We start from the raw sequence: 18,225 nt of genomic DNA on the forward strand, positions 1-18,225 counted from the left end.
AAATAATTTGCGGATTTAAGGAATTAAAATTGATAAACAACTTCTAATTTATAATCTTTCAGAGAAGCTTTTGCACGCTCTAAATCTTCAGTAAAACCAAGAATATAACCGCCTCCGCCAGAACCACAAAGTTTTAGGTAGTAATCGTTGGTATCAATTCCCTGTTGCCAGATTGCATGAAACTGTTCCGGAATCATTGGCTTGAAGTTATTTAAAACAACTTTAGAAAGTTTTTTAGTATTACCAATCAAAGACTTCATATCACCATGCAAAAAGTTGTCGATACAGATATCGGTGTATTTTACAAATTGATTTTTAAGCATAGCACGGAAACCTTTATCTTTTAAGCTTTCCATGAAAATGCTAATCATTGGAGCAGTTTCTCCTACAATTCCAGAATCTAATAAAAATACAGCGCCTTTTCCGTCAACGCTTTGAGTCGGAATACCAGTAGTCTGGATATTGTCTTTAGAATTGATTAAAATCGGAATACTCAAATAGCTGTTTAGCGGATCTAAACCAGAGCTTTTTCCGTGGAAAAAGCTTTCCATTTGAGAAAATATATTTTTTAAGTGTAATAGCTTTTCGCGTGTCAGATTTTCTAAAACCGTAATTTTGTTAGCAGCATATTTATCATAAATCGCAGCAACAAGTGCACCACTGCTTCCAACTCCGTATCCTTGCGGAATACTAGAATCGAAATACATTCCGGTTTCTACATCATTTTTAAGACTTTCTAAATCGAAAGTAACCAAATCTGGCTGCTGTGTTTGTAAAACTTCAAGGTAAGAAGCAAAACTTCTCAAACTTTTATTTGATGCAATAGCTTCGTCTGAAGGCTCTTCAGACTTTTTTAAAGCGCCATTGTAAAAGTTATAAGGAATAGCAAGCCCTTTTGAATCACGAATAATTCCGTACTCTCCAAAAAGTAATATTTTTGAATAAAATAATGGTCCTTTCATAATTGAAAATTGATAATTAACAATTGATAATTATATGTTTTTCGAAGTTTTTACAATGCTTGTCAACAATCGTAATAACTCTGTTATTTTTGGTTTAATATTCTGAAAATCTATCTCTGATAGATATTTTGTTTCATGTAGCAACTCTAACCAATATTCAGTTTCATTTGCTTCTTTTAATGAAATAGATAATTTATGAATAAAATCTGCTTTGCTTTGAGCATGTTCAGCCTCTCTGATATTTGCTCCAATCGATGTTCCTGATCGCAACATTTGTCTTGATAAAACAAACTCTTTCTTTTCTGCTAAAACTTTATAAAGATTAACTACTTCAATTGCAAAAGCAAAAGACTTTTCTTTAATAACGTTTTTTCTCTCCATAAATTTAATCAATTATTAATTAACAATTAACAATTGTCAATTAATAATGCGCCACTTCCAATTTTGTCGCAAATGTACTGACGATTCTGACAAAATACAACTAATTCGTCCTGAATAAATTGTAATACTTTTTCTGTAACGTTTTCGGGATAAAGCACATGTACATTTGCGCCCGCATCCAATGTGAAACATACAGGAATTTGGGTTTCTTGTCTGAATTTCCAAATTGCATTGATGATTTGAAGCGTGTTCGGTTTCATCAAAATATAATATGGCATCGAAGTCATCATCATAGCGTGTAAAGTCAATGCTTCACTTTCTACAACTTTGATGAATTCGTCTAGATTTCCATTTTCAAAAATGGCAATTAATTTATCCAAATTTTCGTGCGCTTGTGCAAAACGTCTTTCTGCATACGGATGATTGTGCATTAAATCGTGTCCAACTGTACTCGAAACTTGTTTTTCGCCTTTATCAACCAATAAAATAGTGTCTTGATAATTCTTGAAATTGTCATGAATTGCATACGGATATTCAACCCCAAACAAGTCTGAACTTCCTTCAATATTGGCCTGATTTCCCCAAACTACCATTTCTCCTTTCACACTTCTACAAGCACTTCCTGAACCTAAACGAGCTAAAAAAGATGCTTTTTGATAGAAATAATCATCTGTCATTTCTGGATTCAGTTTTCTTTCTAAACTCATAAAATTCATTGCCAAAGCCGCCATTCCAGATGCCGAAGATGCAATTCCTGAACTGTGAGGAAATGTATTTTGAGTATCAATTGTAAAATGATAATCTTTTAAAAACGGCAGATAAACTTCAACTCGTTCTAAAAACTTCTGGATTTTTGGTTTGAAATCTTCTTTTGGTTTTCCTTCAAAAAGTAAATCAAATGAAAAACTCTCCTGATTTTCTTTTTTAGAGAAAGCCAATTTTGTAATAGTTTTACAATTGTTCAAAGTAAAACTAACCGAAGGATTTGCTGGAATCTGATTGTCTTTTTTACCCCAATATTTTACTAAGGCAATATTACTTGGAGCGCTCCACTCAAAGTTTCCGTTTTCGATTGTTGAAGTATATTTATTTGGAATAAAATCGGCTGCTGTAAACATGAATTATAAAATTTTGGCAAAGATAACTTTTTCATTTTTCCACCATATAAGTTATATAAGAAAATATAAGCAAGCTTTTCTAAAATGAACTTATATCACTTATATGGTTTAAACTTTTCTTTTGACTATTTTTGAATTCAAAATGTAATAAAATGAATAAGTTCGTAAAAATCGCTATAGCTTTAGTAATTTGTCTAACAGTAGGTTATTCTGCAGGAGTAGTAACAAAACCAAGTATTGAAACTTGGTATGTAACGCTAGAAAAACCAGTTTTTAATCCGCCGAACTGGATTTTTATGCCAGTTTGGACAATTCTTTATATTTTTATGGCAGTTGCTGCGGCATTGGTTTGGGATAAAATAAAAGAACAGACTGAAGAAGTTAAAAAAGCATTGCTATTTTTTATAATTCAGTTGATTTTAAACTCGATTTGGTCTTATTTATTTTTTGGATTAAAAAATCCGATGTTGGCTTTAATCGAAATTGTTCTTTTATGGTTGATGATTTACGAAACGTATTTAAAATTCATTAAAATCAATAAAATTTCAGGCTATTTACTAATTCCTTATTTGGCTTGGGTAGGGTTTGCAACGGTTTTAAATGCCAGTATTTGGTGGTTGAATAAATAGTTTTTGTTTGCTTCGTCTGTTCAGCTAAAGCTTCGAGTCAGGTTTCAGGTTTTTCTTTATTTCAGGTTTAATCAATACATTTTAGTTTATGAATAGATTTCTAGTTCTTGTTGCGTTGATTTTAATTTCATTTAAAAGTTTTGCTTGTTTGAATGGTGACACGAAAATTCTTAAAAATGAATTTATAGCTTACATGGACCATCGCGGATTAGTTCCTCAAGGCCATAATTTTTTTCCTAAAGAATATCCCGCAGTAATAAAAGAACTTGAAGGTCTATATAAAAAAACAAACGATCTTGATTACTTGTCTGATAAAGGATATCTTTTAATTTTATTAGGGAAGTATAATGAAGCCGAAAATCTCTATTTGAATATTGAAAAGATAAAACCTAATCGATATTCTACTGCATCAAATCTTGGAACTCTGTATGAGTTAATGGGAGAAAACCAAAAAGCCTATGACTGGATCAAAAAATCAATCGAAATTAATCCAGAATCGCATAATGGTTCTGAATGGTTGCATTTGAAAATTTTAGAAGCTAAAATTAAAAAACTAACCGATGTAACGGGGCAATTTTTGATTAATACTAATTTTGGAACTGCTGCTACTCCTGAGACTAAATTATCTAAAGAAGAGATTGAAAAATTAGCAAAAGAGGTTTATTATCAGGTAAATGAAAGAATTTCATTTATTGAACCAAAGGATAAAATTATTTCTATTTTGCTTTTTGAATTAGGAAATCTTGTACAGCTAATTGGAGAGCATGAAAATGCACTTCGAATTTATAATAAGGCAAGAGTTTATGGTTTTGATAATGATTTGATTGTTGCAAGAATGATCTTTAGTGCTCAAGGCAAAGCGGCATATTATAAACAAAAAACGATAGAGTTTGGTACGAAACTGAAATCTCTTAGAGAAACTAAAAAAGGAATTGATTTAGATTATGTTTATCAATTAGAAACCAGTTTGATCATTTTGTCTACCATACTTTTTATAATATTAATTGCTTTTGTCGTAATGTTTATAAAATGGAAGAAGTTGAAAAGAGTTACTCCAACCTCTTAAATTCTTCATTTTTAGCATATAAAAAATCCATTAATTCTAAAATATTTGGTTTTACTAAAAGTGTTTTAGATTTCGGATCGGCATCACAGAATTTTATAAATAGTTCTTTTTCTTCTGGTTTTATTTTTAAGTTTTTAATGAAAAAATCTGGAGAAATTGATGCATTTATAACTTTCTTAAAACTATCGTCACGAGGCTCAATTTTTTTCTTCGGTTTATCAAAAATGGGATAACTAAAATCTAATCCATTTTTAATTTTACCATCATAAACATTAACTTTTGAAGCTACTTCGTCAAATTTCTTTCTAACTATAATCTTATTTATTTCTTCCTTATTATTGGCGATGTTTTTAATTTGAGTTTTATTAAAAACAGATCTAGAAACTAAAACATTCTCCAATTCTTCGGCTTTTGGTGTCATTTCAACAATCAGATAATTTTTTTCTAAATCTTTCAAAGTCAGCTTCAATCTTGTAAATAAGAAATCCTTTGAAAAAAATAATAAACTGTCTTTCTCTTTTACCAAAATTGAAAATTCTCCCAATTCATTTGTTCTCGTACTAGTTTGGGCAGTTTTATTAATTACTTCAACTTTGTTAAGCGGAATGTCTTGAGAAAGAACTTTTCCGTTCAATACTTTTTCGGTTTGAGAAATTGAAAGTTGATAAGTGAAAAAAGAAATGGTTGTGAGTAGTTTTACTTTCATTTAAGGGCTTTTAGTTTTTGATTTCAGAACTTAGTTTCTTGAATTCTTTGTTTTTAGTGTTTAAAAAGTCCATAGTGTAAAGTAAGTTTTTCCGTTTTGCAAGTTCTTTAGCTTGAGGATCGGCATCGCAGAATTGTAAAAACAAATCTTTTTCTTCAGAATTTATTTTTAAGTCATTCGTAAAAAAATCTAATGGAACTGTTGCCTCAGCCAATTGTTTAAAATCTAATTCTTTGAATTTAATAGCTTTTATTTTTTTATCCTTTTTTCTAAACAAACTGAATATAGCAAGCAAATCTGCTCCGTTTGCAATACCACCAGAATAAACGCCAGGATTAGATATTGGGGGCCTTGGTATTACTGTAGAATTTTCGTCAGCTGCGCTAACTTTAGGAAATTTTATCTCCGTAATTAAAACTTCATCGAGTTCTTCGGGTTTCAGAATCATATTTACGATAATATTGTTCTGATCAATATTTTCCTGTGAAATTTTCATCCTTTTAAAGAAATAATCTTTAGAGAAAAACAACAGACTATCTTTTGGTCGAACCAGAATTGAAAACTCGCCATGTTCATTTGTTCTTGTGCTGGTTTTGGCCGTTTTATTAATTACTTCGACCTTATTAAGCGGGACATTCTGTGAAAGAACTTTTCCATGAAGTAGTTTATCTGTTTGAGAAAAACTTAATTGGTAAGTGAAAATAGAAATTGTGGTAAGTAATTTTACTCTCATATAGGATTAATTAGTTGAGAGTAAAATTATTAGAATAGTCTTAACGAAAACCTACAGAATATGTAAATTCTTGTTAATAAATTTGTTTGAGTTTTTGAATAAACTTTTCCATTTCACCATTATTCATTAAAACAGGTCCATGACCAAAGCATAATATTTTGGGTTTTAATGATGCCAGTTTGATAATCGATTTTCGATTGGTTTCTTTATCGGCTGTAAATAAATTCGGAGGTTCATGTAAACCAACTTTTGTAGTTAACAGATTCATATTTGTCATCACATCGCCAACAATTAAAACACCGTCTTTTTCTCTGAAAAAAGACAAATGACCGCTAGAATGTCCTGGGGTTTCAATAACGGTAAATCCTCCAATTTGATCGCCCTCTTTTAAAGTTTGAGAAATAAGATGTCCTTTTCCTGCCCAGAAGTTTTTCTGAAATTTCGAAATAATATGATTGGGATTTGGATACTCTATAATCACATTTCCGTTTTCGGCAAATTCTTTTTCAGGTTCACTACATAACAGCGGAATATTTAAGGTTTCACAGATAATTTTACTGCTTCCCTGATGATCGGCATGAGCGTGTGTTAAGGCGTGTTTATTTACGATTTTACCTTTTAAAGCTTTTAAAATGGTATTTGATGAACTTCGAATTCCGGCATCAATTAAAACATCTTCGATCAAATAACAATTAATAGCATTTCTTGGAAATAAAGGAATTTGGTAAACGTCTTGGGCAATATTTTTCATCTTTTTCAAATTTTATTTTGACAAAGATTTGAATTCCGTTTCTCAACTCACTTGATAAATGTTAAGAAATGTCCTGACGAATTCTGCTCAAAGACTCGGGTGTAATTCCGAGAAAAGAAGCGATATAAATTAAAGGTGTTCGCTGAATTATTTTGGCTGGAGCCGAAGCTAAAAAAGTCTGATATTTTTCTTTTCCTGGAATCATTTGCAGTTTTAAAACTCTGTCGGCCATGCAAAGGTAATTCTGTTCAGCTAGAATTCTCCCGACACGTTCCCAATTTGGAATTTCGTTATACAGAAACTGCATTTTTTCGAAAGTGATCGAAAGCACTTCACAATCTTCAATACATTGAATATTTTCAAAAGAAACGGATTGATTTATAAAACTAGAATAAGAAGCGATAAAACCTTCATCAGAGCTTAAATAAGTTGTAATTTCTTTTCCGTCTTTCAAATAATAAACGCGGGCTAAACCTTGAACAATAAAAAAGATTTTACTGCTGATTTTTCCCATTTCAGAAAGAAATTCTTTGGCAGTAAAACTTTCGTATTCAAAACAAGAATCGATCATTTCGATTTCATTTTCAGAAAACGAAGCGATTGATATAATTTGTTTTTGTAAAGAAGGATTCACGATTTATAAAATATCAATCAGTTCTGAAGCAGTATTAATAACTGTTTTTGCACCGCTGGCTTTCAATTCTTCTTCGGTTCTGTAACCCCAGGTAACGCCAACAGGAAACATATTCGCATTTACAGCTGTTTTCATATCAATATCAGAATCGCCTACAAAAAGGATTTCTTCTGGTTTTAAATTCCATTTTTTACTGATTTCAATCGCTTCAAACGGATTTGGTTTTTTAAGTTCTTCTGTGCTTAAACCGACCGCTGTATCAAATTGTTCAGGAAATAATTCATGAGCAATTTTCTTAGTTAACTCATCGGCTTTATTGGAGAAAACCGCCATTTTGATATTTTGTGAAGTTAGTTTTTCTAACAATTCTACAATTCCTTCATACGGTTTTGTTTTCAGCGTACAAATTTTAGTGTATTCATCGACCATACATTCAAAACAGCTTTCAATTTCATCATCAGAATTGTTTGTGGCTGGCAATGCTTTGCTCACCAAATTTCGTAAACCGCTTCCGATAAAATATTGATAAGTGTCGTAAGTATGTGTAGGATAATTTAAAGCAGTAAGTACTTTATTCATCGCATCTGAAATGTCGTGTAATGAGTTGACTAAAGTTCCGTCTAAATCAAATATAATTCCTTTAAATTTCATTCTATTAAATATTTTGAGCCAGAATAAACCCGCTTGTCCAGGCGTTCTGAAAATTAAATCCGCCTGTAATAGCGTCTATATTTACGATTTCACCAGCAAAATAAAGGTTTTCATGAATTTTGCTTTCCATGGTTTTGAAATTGATTTCCTTTAAATCGATTCCGCCAGCGGTTACGAATTCTTCTTTGAAAGTACTTTTTCCGTTGACTTTAAATTCGGCTTTTGTCAGTTGTGAAGTTAGATTCTGTAATTGAATTTTAGATAAATCTGCCCATTTGGTTTCAGAATCAATTCCCGAAGCTAACACCAGACTTTCCCACAAACGATTCGGGAAGTCGAAAGGAGATTTTTTAGAAACTGCTTTTTTAGCGTGTTCTTGTTTTAAATCTTTTAGGATTTTTTCGGCATCTTCGTAATCAACATCATTTAGCCAATTTACAAAAATGGTAAATTGATAATTTTTATCATGCAGAATACGCGCACCCCAAGCCGAAAGTTTTAGAATTGCCGGTCCGCTCATTCCCCAATGCGTAATCAATAAAGGCCCTGTTGATTCTAGTTTAGTATCTTTTACATGAACCGTTACTTGTGCTGCAACACCAGGCAATTCTTTGATTCTAGAATCTTTGATATTGAAAGTAAATAGGGAAGGAACGGGACTTACAATAGCGTGTCCATGTTCTTGAAGCATTTCCCATATTTTAGGATTGCTTCCTGTTGCCATTACTAATTTTTCGGCAGCATAATTATCTGTTTGAGTATCAATTTTCCAATGATTTTCTTTTTTGAAAATCGATTGTACACTTTGTCCAGTCAAGACTTTTATGCCTAACTTTTCTGTTGCTTTTAAGAAACAGTCAATAATGGTTTGTGATGAATTGGAAACAGGAAACATTCTGCCATCTTCTTCAATTTTAAGTTCTACACCGTGTTTTTCAAACCATTCGATAGTATCTCCCGAACAGAATTGATGAAATGGCCCGCGAAGTTCTTTTTCTCCCCGAGGATAAAATTTTACCAGTTCATTTGGTTCAAAGCAAGCATGCGTTACGTTACATCTTCCACCACCAGAAACGCGGACTTTAGAAAGCACTTCTTTTCCTCTTTCTAAAATGGCGATTTTCAGTTTCGGATTTTTCTCTGCAATATTAATTGCAGTAAAAAAACCTGCTGCGCCTCCGCCAACTATAATTATGTCGAAATTTTTGATCATATTTTTTTGTTAGCCACGACCCGAGCGATAGCGAACGGGCGAAGCAATTCACGAATTATTTTTTACAATCTTTGAGAATAAAAATTCGTGAATTCGTGGCTATTTAAACTTTATATTTTGTCTGGATTATCAGAGATAATTCCGTTTACTTTATAACTTTTTACTTTTTGAATGTCTTCTTCGCTGTTTACTGTCCATGGTAAAACTAGAAAACCTTTTTTTTGCATTTCGCTCACATTTTCAGCGTTTAATAACTGAAAATCGGGATGAATGGCTTTTGCTTTTATTTTTTCGGCGAAAGCCAAAGCGGTTTCAATATCTTCTTCGGTTAAAATACCAATTGGAATTTTTGGATTTAGTTTTGATGTTTCTTCCAACATATTCCAATCGAAACTTGAAATGATAAAATCCTCGTATTTCCAGTTTTTTACTGCAATATATTCTTCAATTAAAGCCACAACTTTTGGAGCAGTTCCTAAACCTTTTAATTCGATATTGATTAGACATTTTTTATCAACCAAATCAAAAATTTCATTTAGAGTTGGAATCTGGTATTTTCCATCAATCAAAAACGATTTTAATTCTGCTAAAGTAAAAGTGTTTACTTCTCCTTTTCCATTAGTTGTTCTATCGATGGTTTCATCGTGAATTACTATTATATGCCCATCAGCGCTCAAATGAACGTCGAGTTCAATTCCGTCTGAATTTAGGTCTAAGGCTTTTTGAAAGGCTTGTAAAGTATTTTCAGGTTCGTAGGCTTTGGCGCCTCTATGTGCGATCTTGAGCATCTGTTGCGAGTTTAACCGCAAAGGTCGCAAAGTTTTACGCAAAGAACGCAATGATTTGTGAAAATTAAATAGCCACGAATTCACGAATTTTTATTCTCAAAGATTGTAAAAAAATAATTCGTGAATTCGTGGCTAAAAAAAACATAGCGAACATCGCGTAAATCTTAGCGTTCCTTGCGGTTAAATAATTTCCAATAAAACTATATCAAAATCATTGTCGATAATCACTTTTCCATCAATTACTTCAACTTCCTGATTTGAATAAGTGTCTTTTAGTTTCGTTCCATTTGGAAAGACGTCGCCAACCGGAAGTTCTTTTCTGCCTTTTGGTAAATCTACTCCCATAACTACTTTATCTGTAAAAGTACCTTGAGTAAAGGTTCTCGAAAAAGTATAAGGATATGGATTAATCAATTTATGAATACCAGCACCAACGGCAGGATGATTTCGTCTAAACTGACCTAATTTCTGCCAATGTAAAAGTGTTTTCTGAGTTTCTGGATTGTTCTGAATATCGTCCCAATTCATATTCGAACGTAAAGTTGCATCGCCCTGAGTGCCTTCAACAACTAAAGATCTTGCCGATTCGTCTCCGTAATAAACCTGAGACATTCCCGGAGAAAGTAATAGTTTATTGGCTGTTTCGATGCTTTTTGTTCTATTGGCATCAAACGGTTGTCCGTCGTCGTGTGAAGACATATAATTAAGGACAGAATAGCCTTTTAATTCATTATTTAAAGCATTTGAATATTTCGAAAATAAACCTTCATAATCGTTTTGACCCGCATTCCATTTAAACTCAAAATTGATCATGCTGTTGAAACCATTTTGAAAATAATTTACTTTTCGATCTCCAAAATCATAATCCTGACCACCACTAATTCCGTAACCGTAAACTTCTGCAATAGTGTAAAACGGATTCTGGTCTAAAACCTGCATCGGATGATGTTTTTTCCAAGTTTCAAAAGCGTATTCACATTCTTTTTTAAAATCAGCCCAGACACCTTCTTCGGTATGTTTTACCGTATCGGCACGATAACCGTCAATTCCAAATTCTACAATATAATCGGTAAGCCATTTTATGATATAATATTTTGGTGTTCTTGGATAGCCTGTTCTTTTGAAAAATTCATCTAATGAAGCGATTTCTTTTTCGTAACGGCCTTCTTTTTTCCATTTTTCGATTAAGAAAGGAGGCAGTTCAACTTCCTGAACGCTTTCAGTTCTTACGTCTGGAAGATTTTCTACTAAAGTACACATCGTTGTGTTTTCAAACGATTTGTAATCGCAGACCACGCCAGTTCTCACCCAATCAGAAGGCCAAACAGGATCTTCCGGAGTTACTGGTCCGGTATGATTGATTACACCATCTAAAATTATTCTGATGCCTTTTTCGTGTGCTTTTTTTACCAAATTGGCTAAATCTTCTTTGGTTCCGAAATTGGGATCAAGAGCTGTCCAGTCTTTTGCCCAATAACCGTGAAAACCGTAACTCAATCCGGTTCCTTCATCAACGCCATCGTGAATCTGTTCGACAATCGGCGTAAGCCAAATGGCATTTATTCCTAGTTTTTCAAAATATCCTGATTCTATTTTTTTTGTGATTCCTATAATGTCACCGCCTTCAAATCCGCGGAGTTTTCCTGGAGTTTTGGTTCGGTTAAAATTGACGTCGTTGGAAGTATCTCCGTTGTAAAAACGATCTGTAAGTAAAAAATAAACATTTGCTCCTTCCCAAACGAAAGGTGTTTTTGAAGTATCATTCATTGTAACTGATTTTGAGCCAGAACAACCCGTAATTATGAATACTAAAGATAAAAAAAGGAAAGTGTATTTTTTCATTTATTTCAAATTTAACGAAGATTTATAATAAAGTTTTGCCACAGATTACAAGATTAAAATGATTTTTTAAAATCTGTGATAATCCTTTAATCTGTGGCAATAAAATTTTAAACACATAGAATCATAGATTTTTCTTTGTCTTAAAAGATTGAAATAAATGACTAGTCATTCACACATAGATATGTGTATTGATGCAAGTGAAACGCCTTTTATCCAGCTAGAAAAACTATGTCTCTATGTGTTTAAATAAAAGCTTTATTCCAATTCTAAAACCAAAGCTGATTTTGGTTCTAAAGTAATTTCAGAAGCTAAATCGAATGTTTTTCCTGTGATAACATCTTTTCCTGATTTGTAGTTTTTGATGTTTTCTTTAAAACGATTGGTTTTTACAACTTGCTCTTTTGCATTGTTATTGAAAACGACCATTACCGTTTTAGCATCTGTATATCTGAAATATACATAAGTGTTATTTTCTGGAATATAATGCGTCATTTTTCCGAAATGAACCGCTTCGTTTGTTTTTCTCCAGTTGAATAGTTTTGCACTGAAATCAAAGAATGCAGCTTGCTCAGCCGTTCTTCCTTCTTTGGTAAAAGCGTTGTTTTTATCACCAGCCCATCCGCCTGGGAAATCCTGACGAATATCGGCATCTCCGCCTTTGCCTTTATCACCACCCATTCCGATTTCTGAACCGTAATAAATCTGCGGAATTCCACGAACTGTTGCCAACAAAGTCATCGCCAGTTTGTATTTCGGTAAATCATATTTGAACTTATCGTTCATACGATCGGTATCATGATTTTCGGAAAAAACCAAAATATTATTCGTGTTTGGATATAGAAAATCCATTGCAAAATTGTTGTAGAATTTTATCAATCCGTTGTCCCAACTTGGCTCATTTTCGTTGAAAGCAGAAGTAATCTGACTTTGAAGCGTAAAATCCATTACACTTGGAAGATTTGAATTGTAGTTTTCAATCGCACCAATTTTACTGTCTTTCTGCCAAAAAGCTAAATTCGCCTGATTGTGCATCCAAATTTCTCCAACGATATTGAAATTCGGGTATTCATCTGTAATTGATTTCGCCCAATTTGCCATCGCAGTTTTATCTGAATAGTTGTAAGTATCTACTCTGAAACCGTCAAGGTTGGCAAATTCAATCCACCAAATTGCGTTTTGAGTCAAGTATTTTGCAACTAATGGATTTCTTAAATTCAAATCTGGCATTGAAGGAACAAACCAGCCATCAATACAAACTTCCTGATCTGTTTTTGAAGCGTGAATATCTGTAATAACTTCACGACGGTGATGAGTTTGTGTAAAAGTTTCAAACTGATTGAACCAAGTTTTAGTTGGAATATCACTCATCATCCAGTGTGTGATTCCCCAGTGATTCGTCACATAATCCATAACCAGTTTCATGTTTTTTTTGTGCATTTCTGCAGAAAGACGAGCGTAATCGTCATTCGTTCCGTAACGCGGATCAATTTTGTAAACATCAGATTGTCCGTAAGTATGATACGAATGCTGTTTGTCGTTGTCTTCGCATAAAGGTGTACTCCAAATTGTGGTTGCGCCAAGAGACGCAATATAATCTAGATTTTTGATCATTCCTTCTATATCTCCACCATGACGTCCGCTGGGATCTTGGCGGTTTGCTTTTTCGGTTAAGGAAGCATTGCTGTCGTTTTTAGGATTTCCGTTTGCAAAACGATCTGGCATGATTAAATAAATCAAATCAGAAGCATCATAACTTTTTCTGTCGGCAGAATTGGCTCTTCTTTCTTTAAGCGAATATTTTTGAGTAAAAGCAACTTTATTTTTGTTTTTGAATGAAAAAGTTAATTCAGAAGCTTTTACGTCTTTTGTATCGATGGTTACGAAAAGGTAGTTTGGGTTTGCTGTTTTTTCAACGTTTTTAATCACAACATTATTAGAAACTGAAGCTTCGTATTGTGCAATATTTTTTCCGTAGAACATAATTTGCAGTTCCGAATTTTTCATTCCGGCATACCAAAACGGAGGTTCTACTTTTTGGATTTGCGCTTTCGCGGAAGCGGAAAACAACAAAACCATTAGTGCTAATCTAAAGATATGATGGTTTATTTTGAGGTTGTTCATAATTTTTGTTTTTACTTCGATTTCCTGCAAGGTTTCAAAAACCTTGTAGGTTTTCTACAATTTTACTCAATTTGAAATACCTACAAGGTTTTTGAAACCTTGCAGGACAACTAAAAAGATTAAAAAAAGACAAGTAATATGGGGGAAATTACTTGTCTTTGAAAAAAATTATTTGTTTTCGATAATGCTTATCGCATATCCTCCTCCTGGAGCAGAAAACTGAGATAATTTTGATTTATTCGTTACAGCAATTTTCTTGATAGTGTAAGCTTGCGGATTTGTTTTGTAGTGCGCATCTTTTGCATCAGCGTAAATTGTAGCTGTGTATTTTTTGCCTTTTTCAAGGAAACTGAAATCGATGTTAGAAGTACGCGGTGTTTCTCCGTTTACATTTCCAACAAACCAGTTGTTTGTTCCTTTTGCTTTACGCGCAACAGTGATAAAATCTCCAGGCTCAGCTTCGATATATTTACTTTCAGACCAGTCAACAGCAACATCTTTAATAAATTGGAATGCATCTGGAAAACGGTTGTAGTTTTCTGGAGTATCAGCAGCCATTTGCAATGGGCTGTACATCGTAACGTATAATGCTAATTGATTTGCCAATGTGCTGTTTACATGCGATTTGTTCTCAGGATTCATTTTGCTGATATCCATTTCGAAGATTCCAGGCGTGTAATCCATTGGGCCACCAATTAAACGTGTAAATGGCAATACAGTAACGTGATTTGGTTTAGAACCACCAAACGCTTGGTATTCTGTTCCTCTTGCTGCTTCGTTTCCAATTAAGTTAGGATATGTTCTTGCGATTCCTGTTGGACGAACCGCTTCGTGAGCGTTCACCATAATTTTGTAATCAGCTGCTTTTTCGATAGCGTATTGGTAATGGTTTACAATCCATTGGCTGTAGTGGTTTTCGCCTCTTGGCAAAATATCACCTACATAACCGCTTTTTACAGCATCGTATCCGTTATCGTTCATGAATTTGTAAGCAGCATCCATGTGACGCTCGTAGTTACGAACAGATCCAGAAGTTTCGTGGTGCATGATGATTTTTACACCTTTAGATTTAGCATATTCGTGAAGACCTTTTACGTCGAAATCTGGGTAAGGAGTCAGGAAATCAAAAACATAATCTTTTGAATGACCAAACCAGTCTTCCCAACCTTCGTTCCATCCTTCAACCAAAACAGCGTCGAAACCATTTGCAGCAGCGAAGTCAATGTATTTTTTTACGTTAGCATTGTTAGCTCCGTGTGTTCCGTTTGGTTTTGCTTTCGCGAAATCGGTAACACCCAATTGAACTGTTGGATAATCGTTTGTATATGACCAAGAGCTTTTTCCTGTAATCATTTCCCACCAAACACCAACGTATTTTACTGGTTTAATCCAAGAAGTATTTTCAATTTTTGATGGATCGTTTAAGTTGTAAGTCATTTTTGAAGCTAAGATTTCTCTAGCATCGTCGCTTACAATAATTGTTCTCCAAGGCGAATGATTTGGCGCCTGCATATGACCTTTATCTCCTTTTGCATCTGGCGTTAACCAAGATTCGAAAACTAAGTTTTTATCATCTAAATTCAAATGCATACAAGAATAGTCGATCAAAGCCGCTTCGTGTAAGTTGATGTAGATTCCGTCAGCCGTTTTTAACATCAAAGAAGTCTGAACTCCTGTTGGTGAAAAAGATTTTTGAGAAACGTTTGCAGTATATGCTTTTTCAGATAAACCTCTAATTTCTGATAATTTCGATTTTGTATAATCGTATTCCTGAGTGTCATAATCTCCTGGAATCCAGAAAGCAGTGTGATCTCCCGTCATAGCAAATTGTGATCTTTCTTCTTTAATTACAAAATAAGTAAGATTCTTTTGCGCTGGGAATTCGTAACGGAATCCTAAACCGTCATCGAATAAACGGAAACGGATTACGATTTGTCTGTCGGTACTTTTTTGGTTTAAAGTAACCGCCAATTCATTATAATGATTTCTAATGTGATCTACTTCTCCCCAAACTGGTTTCCAGGTTTCATCAAAAGTTGAAGTTTTTGTATCAGTAATTGTAAAGTCGTTCAATAAAGATTTTTTGTCATCTTTAAGTTCAAGACCTAGTTTACTGGTTTTTACAACTTCTTTGTTTTTGTATTTTAAATTGTAAACTGGAGTTCCGTCGTTTTGAAGAGAAAATTCCATTACGAACTTTCCTTCGGGTGATTTTAATTGTTGTGCTTCTGCAATAGAGCTAAAAGCAAACAAGATTAAACTTGCGAAAAATAAGTTTTTCATGTTTTTTAGATTTTTAGTGTATTGTAATTTAATTTATTTGTACAAATTTACTTGCAATTTCAGGTTTTCCGTTAACAATAATTGTTAAATCTTGATCGCCATCTACAGTAAATGTTGTTTCGTTGTGATTTACAGCAACTTTAAGAATTTGGTTTCTGAAATTGATTTTAAACGAATAGCCTTTCCATTCTTTTGGAATTTTTGGTGAGAAATGAAGCTGGTCGTTTTTAACACGCATTCCTCCAAAGCCTTCCACGATACTCATCCATGTACCGGCCATTGACGTGATATGACAACCTTCTTCTACTTCTTTATTATAATCGTCCAAATCCAAACGAGAAGTTCTTAAATAAAATGTATATGCCATGTCCATTTTATCTAAAGCTGCAGCCTGAATCGAGTGTACACAAGGCGAAAGCGAACTTTCGTGAACCGTAAATGATTCATAAAACTCGAAATTGCGTTTTAATTCTTCTTTCGAAAAATGATCTTCGAAGAAATAGAAACCTTGTAAAACGTCTGCCTGTTTGATGTATGGCGAACGCAACACACGATCCCAAGACCATTTTTGGTTGATTGGACGCTGTGATTTGTCTAAATCTTTTACAGGAACTAAATCTTTGTCTAAGAAACCGTCTTGCTGTAAGTAGATTCCAAGTTCTTTTGAAATCGGGAAATACATGTCATCGGCCACTTTTTTCCATTCCTGAATTTCATTCGCCGAAAGGCTAACTTTATCCATCACACGTTTGTGATCTGCAGGATATTCTGAAGCTACTTTTTCGATTTGTTCAGCAGCAAAATCGATACACCATTTTGCAATATAATTGGTGTAGAAGTTATTGTTGATGTTGTTTTCGTATTCGTTTGGACCTGTAACGCCAAGAATTACGTATTGATTTTTATCTTTTGAGAAAGAAGCTCTCTGATGCCAGAAACGCGCAATTCCAATTAAAACTTCTAAACCTTTTTCTGGAATATAAGAGTAATCTCCTGTGTAGCGGTTATAGTTGTAAATCGCAAAAGCAATCGCACCATTTCTATGAATTTCTTCGTGTGTGATTTCCCATTCGTTGTGGCATTCTTCACCATTCATGGTAACCATTGGATACAAAGCTGCACCGTTTTTGAAACCTAAATTATCTTTAGCGTTTTCAATTGCTTTGTCCAATTGATTGTAGCGGTACGTCAATAAGTTTCTCGCAACTTGCTGATCTTTTGTAGCCATGTAAAACGGAATACAATAAGCTTCAGTGTCCCAATAAGTTGATCCTCCGTATTTTTCTCCAGTAAAACCTTTTGGACCAATATTTAAACGAGAATCTTTTCCTGAATAAGTTTGGTTCAATTGGAAAATGTTGAAACGAATTCCTTGTTGTGCTTTTACATCGCCTTCAATTGTAATATCTGACATTTCCCAAACTTTTGCCCAAGCATCGATTTGGTTTTGAAGCAAGGTTTCATATCCTAAAGCAACAGCAGATTTGATTACTTTTTCGGCTCCAGCCAAAGTATTTTCGTGATTCAAAGAAACAGTGTAACCACCAATTTTTTGAATTGATGAGGTTTGTCCTTTTGCGATAATAGTTCCGTAAGTGTACTGAACTTTATCTGTAGTTGAATCGATTGTAGATGGCGAAACATTGATGTTTTCTCCGTTTGCTAAAATCGTATTGTGCATGAAAGTCGTAACCTTGAAATGCGTTTTGAAAGTCTGAGCCGTTACAAAAGCTTCGTTTGTGCCTTTTTTAACTTCAAGCGGTTCCCAGAATTTTTCTTCCCAGTTGGCATCTTCGTTGGTTACACCAGCGTCAATATAAGGTTTGTAAACGATTTTAGCATCTTTGTTTAAAGGTGTAATATCGTATTTTATAACTCCAGCTTCGTCTAAATCTAGTGAAAGAAAACGACGAATGTTTACTGCGATTTCAGTTCCGTTTTTTAGAACAGCTTCAAAAGAACGGTTGTACCATCCTTCTTTCATATTCAATTCTCTGCGGAAATTTCTAACTTCTGTACAAGTGTTTAAATCAAGATTTTCTTCGTTGATTTCAATGTCAATTCCAATCCAGTTCGGAGCATTTAATACTTTGGCGAAATATTTTGGGTAACCGTTTTTCCACCAACCCACTTTTGTTTTGTCGGGATAATAAATTCCGGCGATATAACTTCCCTGGAAAGTTTCGCCTGAATAAGTTTCTTCAAAATTGGCGCGTTGTCCCATAGCACCGTTTCCGATACTAAAAAGACTTTCAGAAGATTTTACTCTTTCTGCATCAAATCCTTCTTCGATAATTGACCAATTGTCTGGTTTTATATAATCTTGGTTCATCTTCTAAATTAGATA

16 protein-coding genes are annotated in these 18,225 nt (G+C 33.8%); 2 read left to right on the forward strand and 14 right to left on the reverse strand.

The features are described 5' to 3' along the window. Positions 1-23: 23 nt before the first annotated feature. From HNP35_RS04250 to HNP35_RS04260, 3 genes are read right to left on the reverse strand one after another with little or no spacing between them, the layout of a single operon-like run. Positions 24-962 carry a mevalonate kinase family protein gene (locus HNP35_RS04250; protein ID WP_184158125.1) on the reverse strand — a complete coding sequence of 313 codons (939 nt, stop codon included), beginning with the start codon at positions 960-962 and terminating at the stop codon, positions 24-26. Between the two features lie 30 nt (positions 963-992). Beyond that, positions 993-1,343 (reverse strand): four helix bundle protein, encoded by a 351-nt coding sequence (locus HNP35_RS04255; protein WP_184158123.1) that lies wholly within the window; start codon positions 1,341-1,343, stop codon positions 993-995. 26 nt (positions 1,344-1,369) lie between these two features. Then, on the reverse strand, positions 1,370-2,461 hold the full coding sequence (locus tag HNP35_RS04260; RefSeq protein WP_184158121.1) for a diphosphomevalonate/mevalonate 3,5-bisphosphate decarboxylase family protein: 1,092 nt from the start codon (positions 2,459-2,461) through the stop codon (positions 1,370-1,372). 152 nt (positions 2,462-2,613) lie between these two features. Between HNP35_RS04260 and HNP35_RS04265 the strand changes: the two genes are divergently transcribed. Beyond that, positions 2,614-3,090: a TspO/MBR family protein gene (locus HNP35_RS04265; protein ID WP_184158119.1), complete on the forward strand. Its 477-nt coding sequence runs from the start codon at positions 2,614-2,616 to the stop codon at positions 3,088-3,090. An 88-nt stretch (positions 3,091-3,178) separates the two neighbouring features. Then, entirely contained in the window at positions 3,179-4,156 is a 978-nt protein-coding gene (locus tag HNP35_RS04270) for a tetratricopeptide repeat protein (RefSeq protein WP_184158117.1), read from the forward strand. Here the strand turns inward: HNP35_RS04270 and HNP35_RS04275 are convergent. The 11 genes from HNP35_RS04275 to HNP35_RS04325 all read right to left on the reverse strand — a co-directional run bounded on the left by HNP35_RS04275 (position 4,140) and on the right by HNP35_RS04325 (position 18,210). Continuing rightward, entirely contained in the window at positions 4,140-4,862 is a 723-nt protein-coding gene (locus HNP35_RS04275; RefSeq protein ID WP_184158115.1) for a hypothetical protein, read from the reverse strand. The genes HNP35_RS04270 and HNP35_RS04275 overlap by 17 nt on opposite strands. A 10-nt stretch (positions 4,863-4,872) precedes the next feature. Continuing rightward, the gene (locus HNP35_RS04280; protein ID WP_184158114.1) at positions 4,873-5,595 is read right to left on the reverse strand and encodes a hypothetical protein; all 723 of its coding nucleotides are present in this window, start codon (positions 5,593-5,595) and stop codon (positions 4,873-4,875) included. A gap of 73 nt (positions 5,596-5,668) precedes the next feature. Next, on the reverse strand, positions 5,669-6,346 hold the full coding sequence (locus tag HNP35_RS04285) for an MBL fold metallo-hydrolase (RefSeq protein ID WP_184158112.1): 678 nt from the start codon (positions 6,344-6,346) through the stop codon (positions 5,669-5,671). A 61-nt stretch (positions 6,347-6,407) separates the two neighbouring features. After that, positions 6,408-6,980: a Crp/Fnr family transcriptional regulator gene (locus HNP35_RS04290; RefSeq protein ID WP_184158110.1), complete on the reverse strand. Its 573-nt coding sequence runs from the start codon at positions 6,978-6,980 to the stop codon at positions 6,408-6,410. Positions 6,981-6,983: 3 nt separating this feature from the next. After that, positions 6,984-7,631 (reverse strand): HAD family hydrolase, encoded by a 648-nt coding sequence (locus HNP35_RS04295; protein ID WP_184158108.1) that lies wholly within the window; start codon positions 7,629-7,631, stop codon positions 6,984-6,986. 4 nt (positions 7,632-7,635) lie between these two features. Beyond that, positions 7,636-8,844: an NAD(P)/FAD-dependent oxidoreductase gene (locus HNP35_RS04300; RefSeq protein WP_184158106.1), complete on the reverse strand. Its 1,209-nt coding sequence runs from the start codon at positions 8,842-8,844 to the stop codon at positions 7,636-7,638. A gap of 110 nt (positions 8,845-8,954) precedes the next feature. Then, entirely contained in the window at positions 8,955-9,632 is a 678-nt protein-coding gene (locus tag HNP35_RS04305) for a glycerophosphodiester phosphodiesterase (RefSeq protein ID WP_184158104.1), read from the reverse strand. A 180-nt stretch (positions 9,633-9,812) separates the two neighbouring features. Further along, positions 9,813-11,474 carry an alpha-amylase family glycosyl hydrolase gene (locus tag HNP35_RS04310; protein ID WP_184158102.1) on the reverse strand — a complete coding sequence of 554 codons (1,662 nt, stop codon included), beginning with the start codon at positions 11,472-11,474 and terminating at the stop codon, positions 9,813-9,815. A 255-nt stretch (positions 11,475-11,729) separates the two neighbouring features. Further along, the gene (locus tag HNP35_RS04315; protein ID WP_246453324.1) at positions 11,730-13,595 is read right to left on the reverse strand and encodes a glycoside hydrolase family 13 protein; all 1,866 of its coding nucleotides are present in this window, start codon (positions 13,593-13,595) and stop codon (positions 11,730-11,732) included. Between the two features lie 168 nt (positions 13,596-13,763). Further along, positions 13,764-15,878, reverse strand: coding sequence for a glycoside hydrolase family 97 protein (locus HNP35_RS04320; RefSeq protein WP_184158100.1), 2,115 nt, complete (start codon positions 15,876-15,878; stop codon positions 13,764-13,766). Positions 15,879-15,906: 28 nt separating this feature from the next. Continuing rightward, entirely contained in the window at positions 15,907-18,210 is a 2,304-nt protein-coding gene (locus HNP35_RS04325; protein ID WP_184158098.1) for a glycoside hydrolase family 65 protein, read from the reverse strand. Positions 18,211-18,225 lie beyond the last annotated feature (15 nt).

Source organism: Flavobacterium notoginsengisoli (assembly GCF_014207905.1).
Lineage (GTDB): Bacteria > Bacteroidota > Bacteroidia > Flavobacteriales > Flavobacteriaceae > Flavobacterium > Flavobacterium notoginsengisoli_A.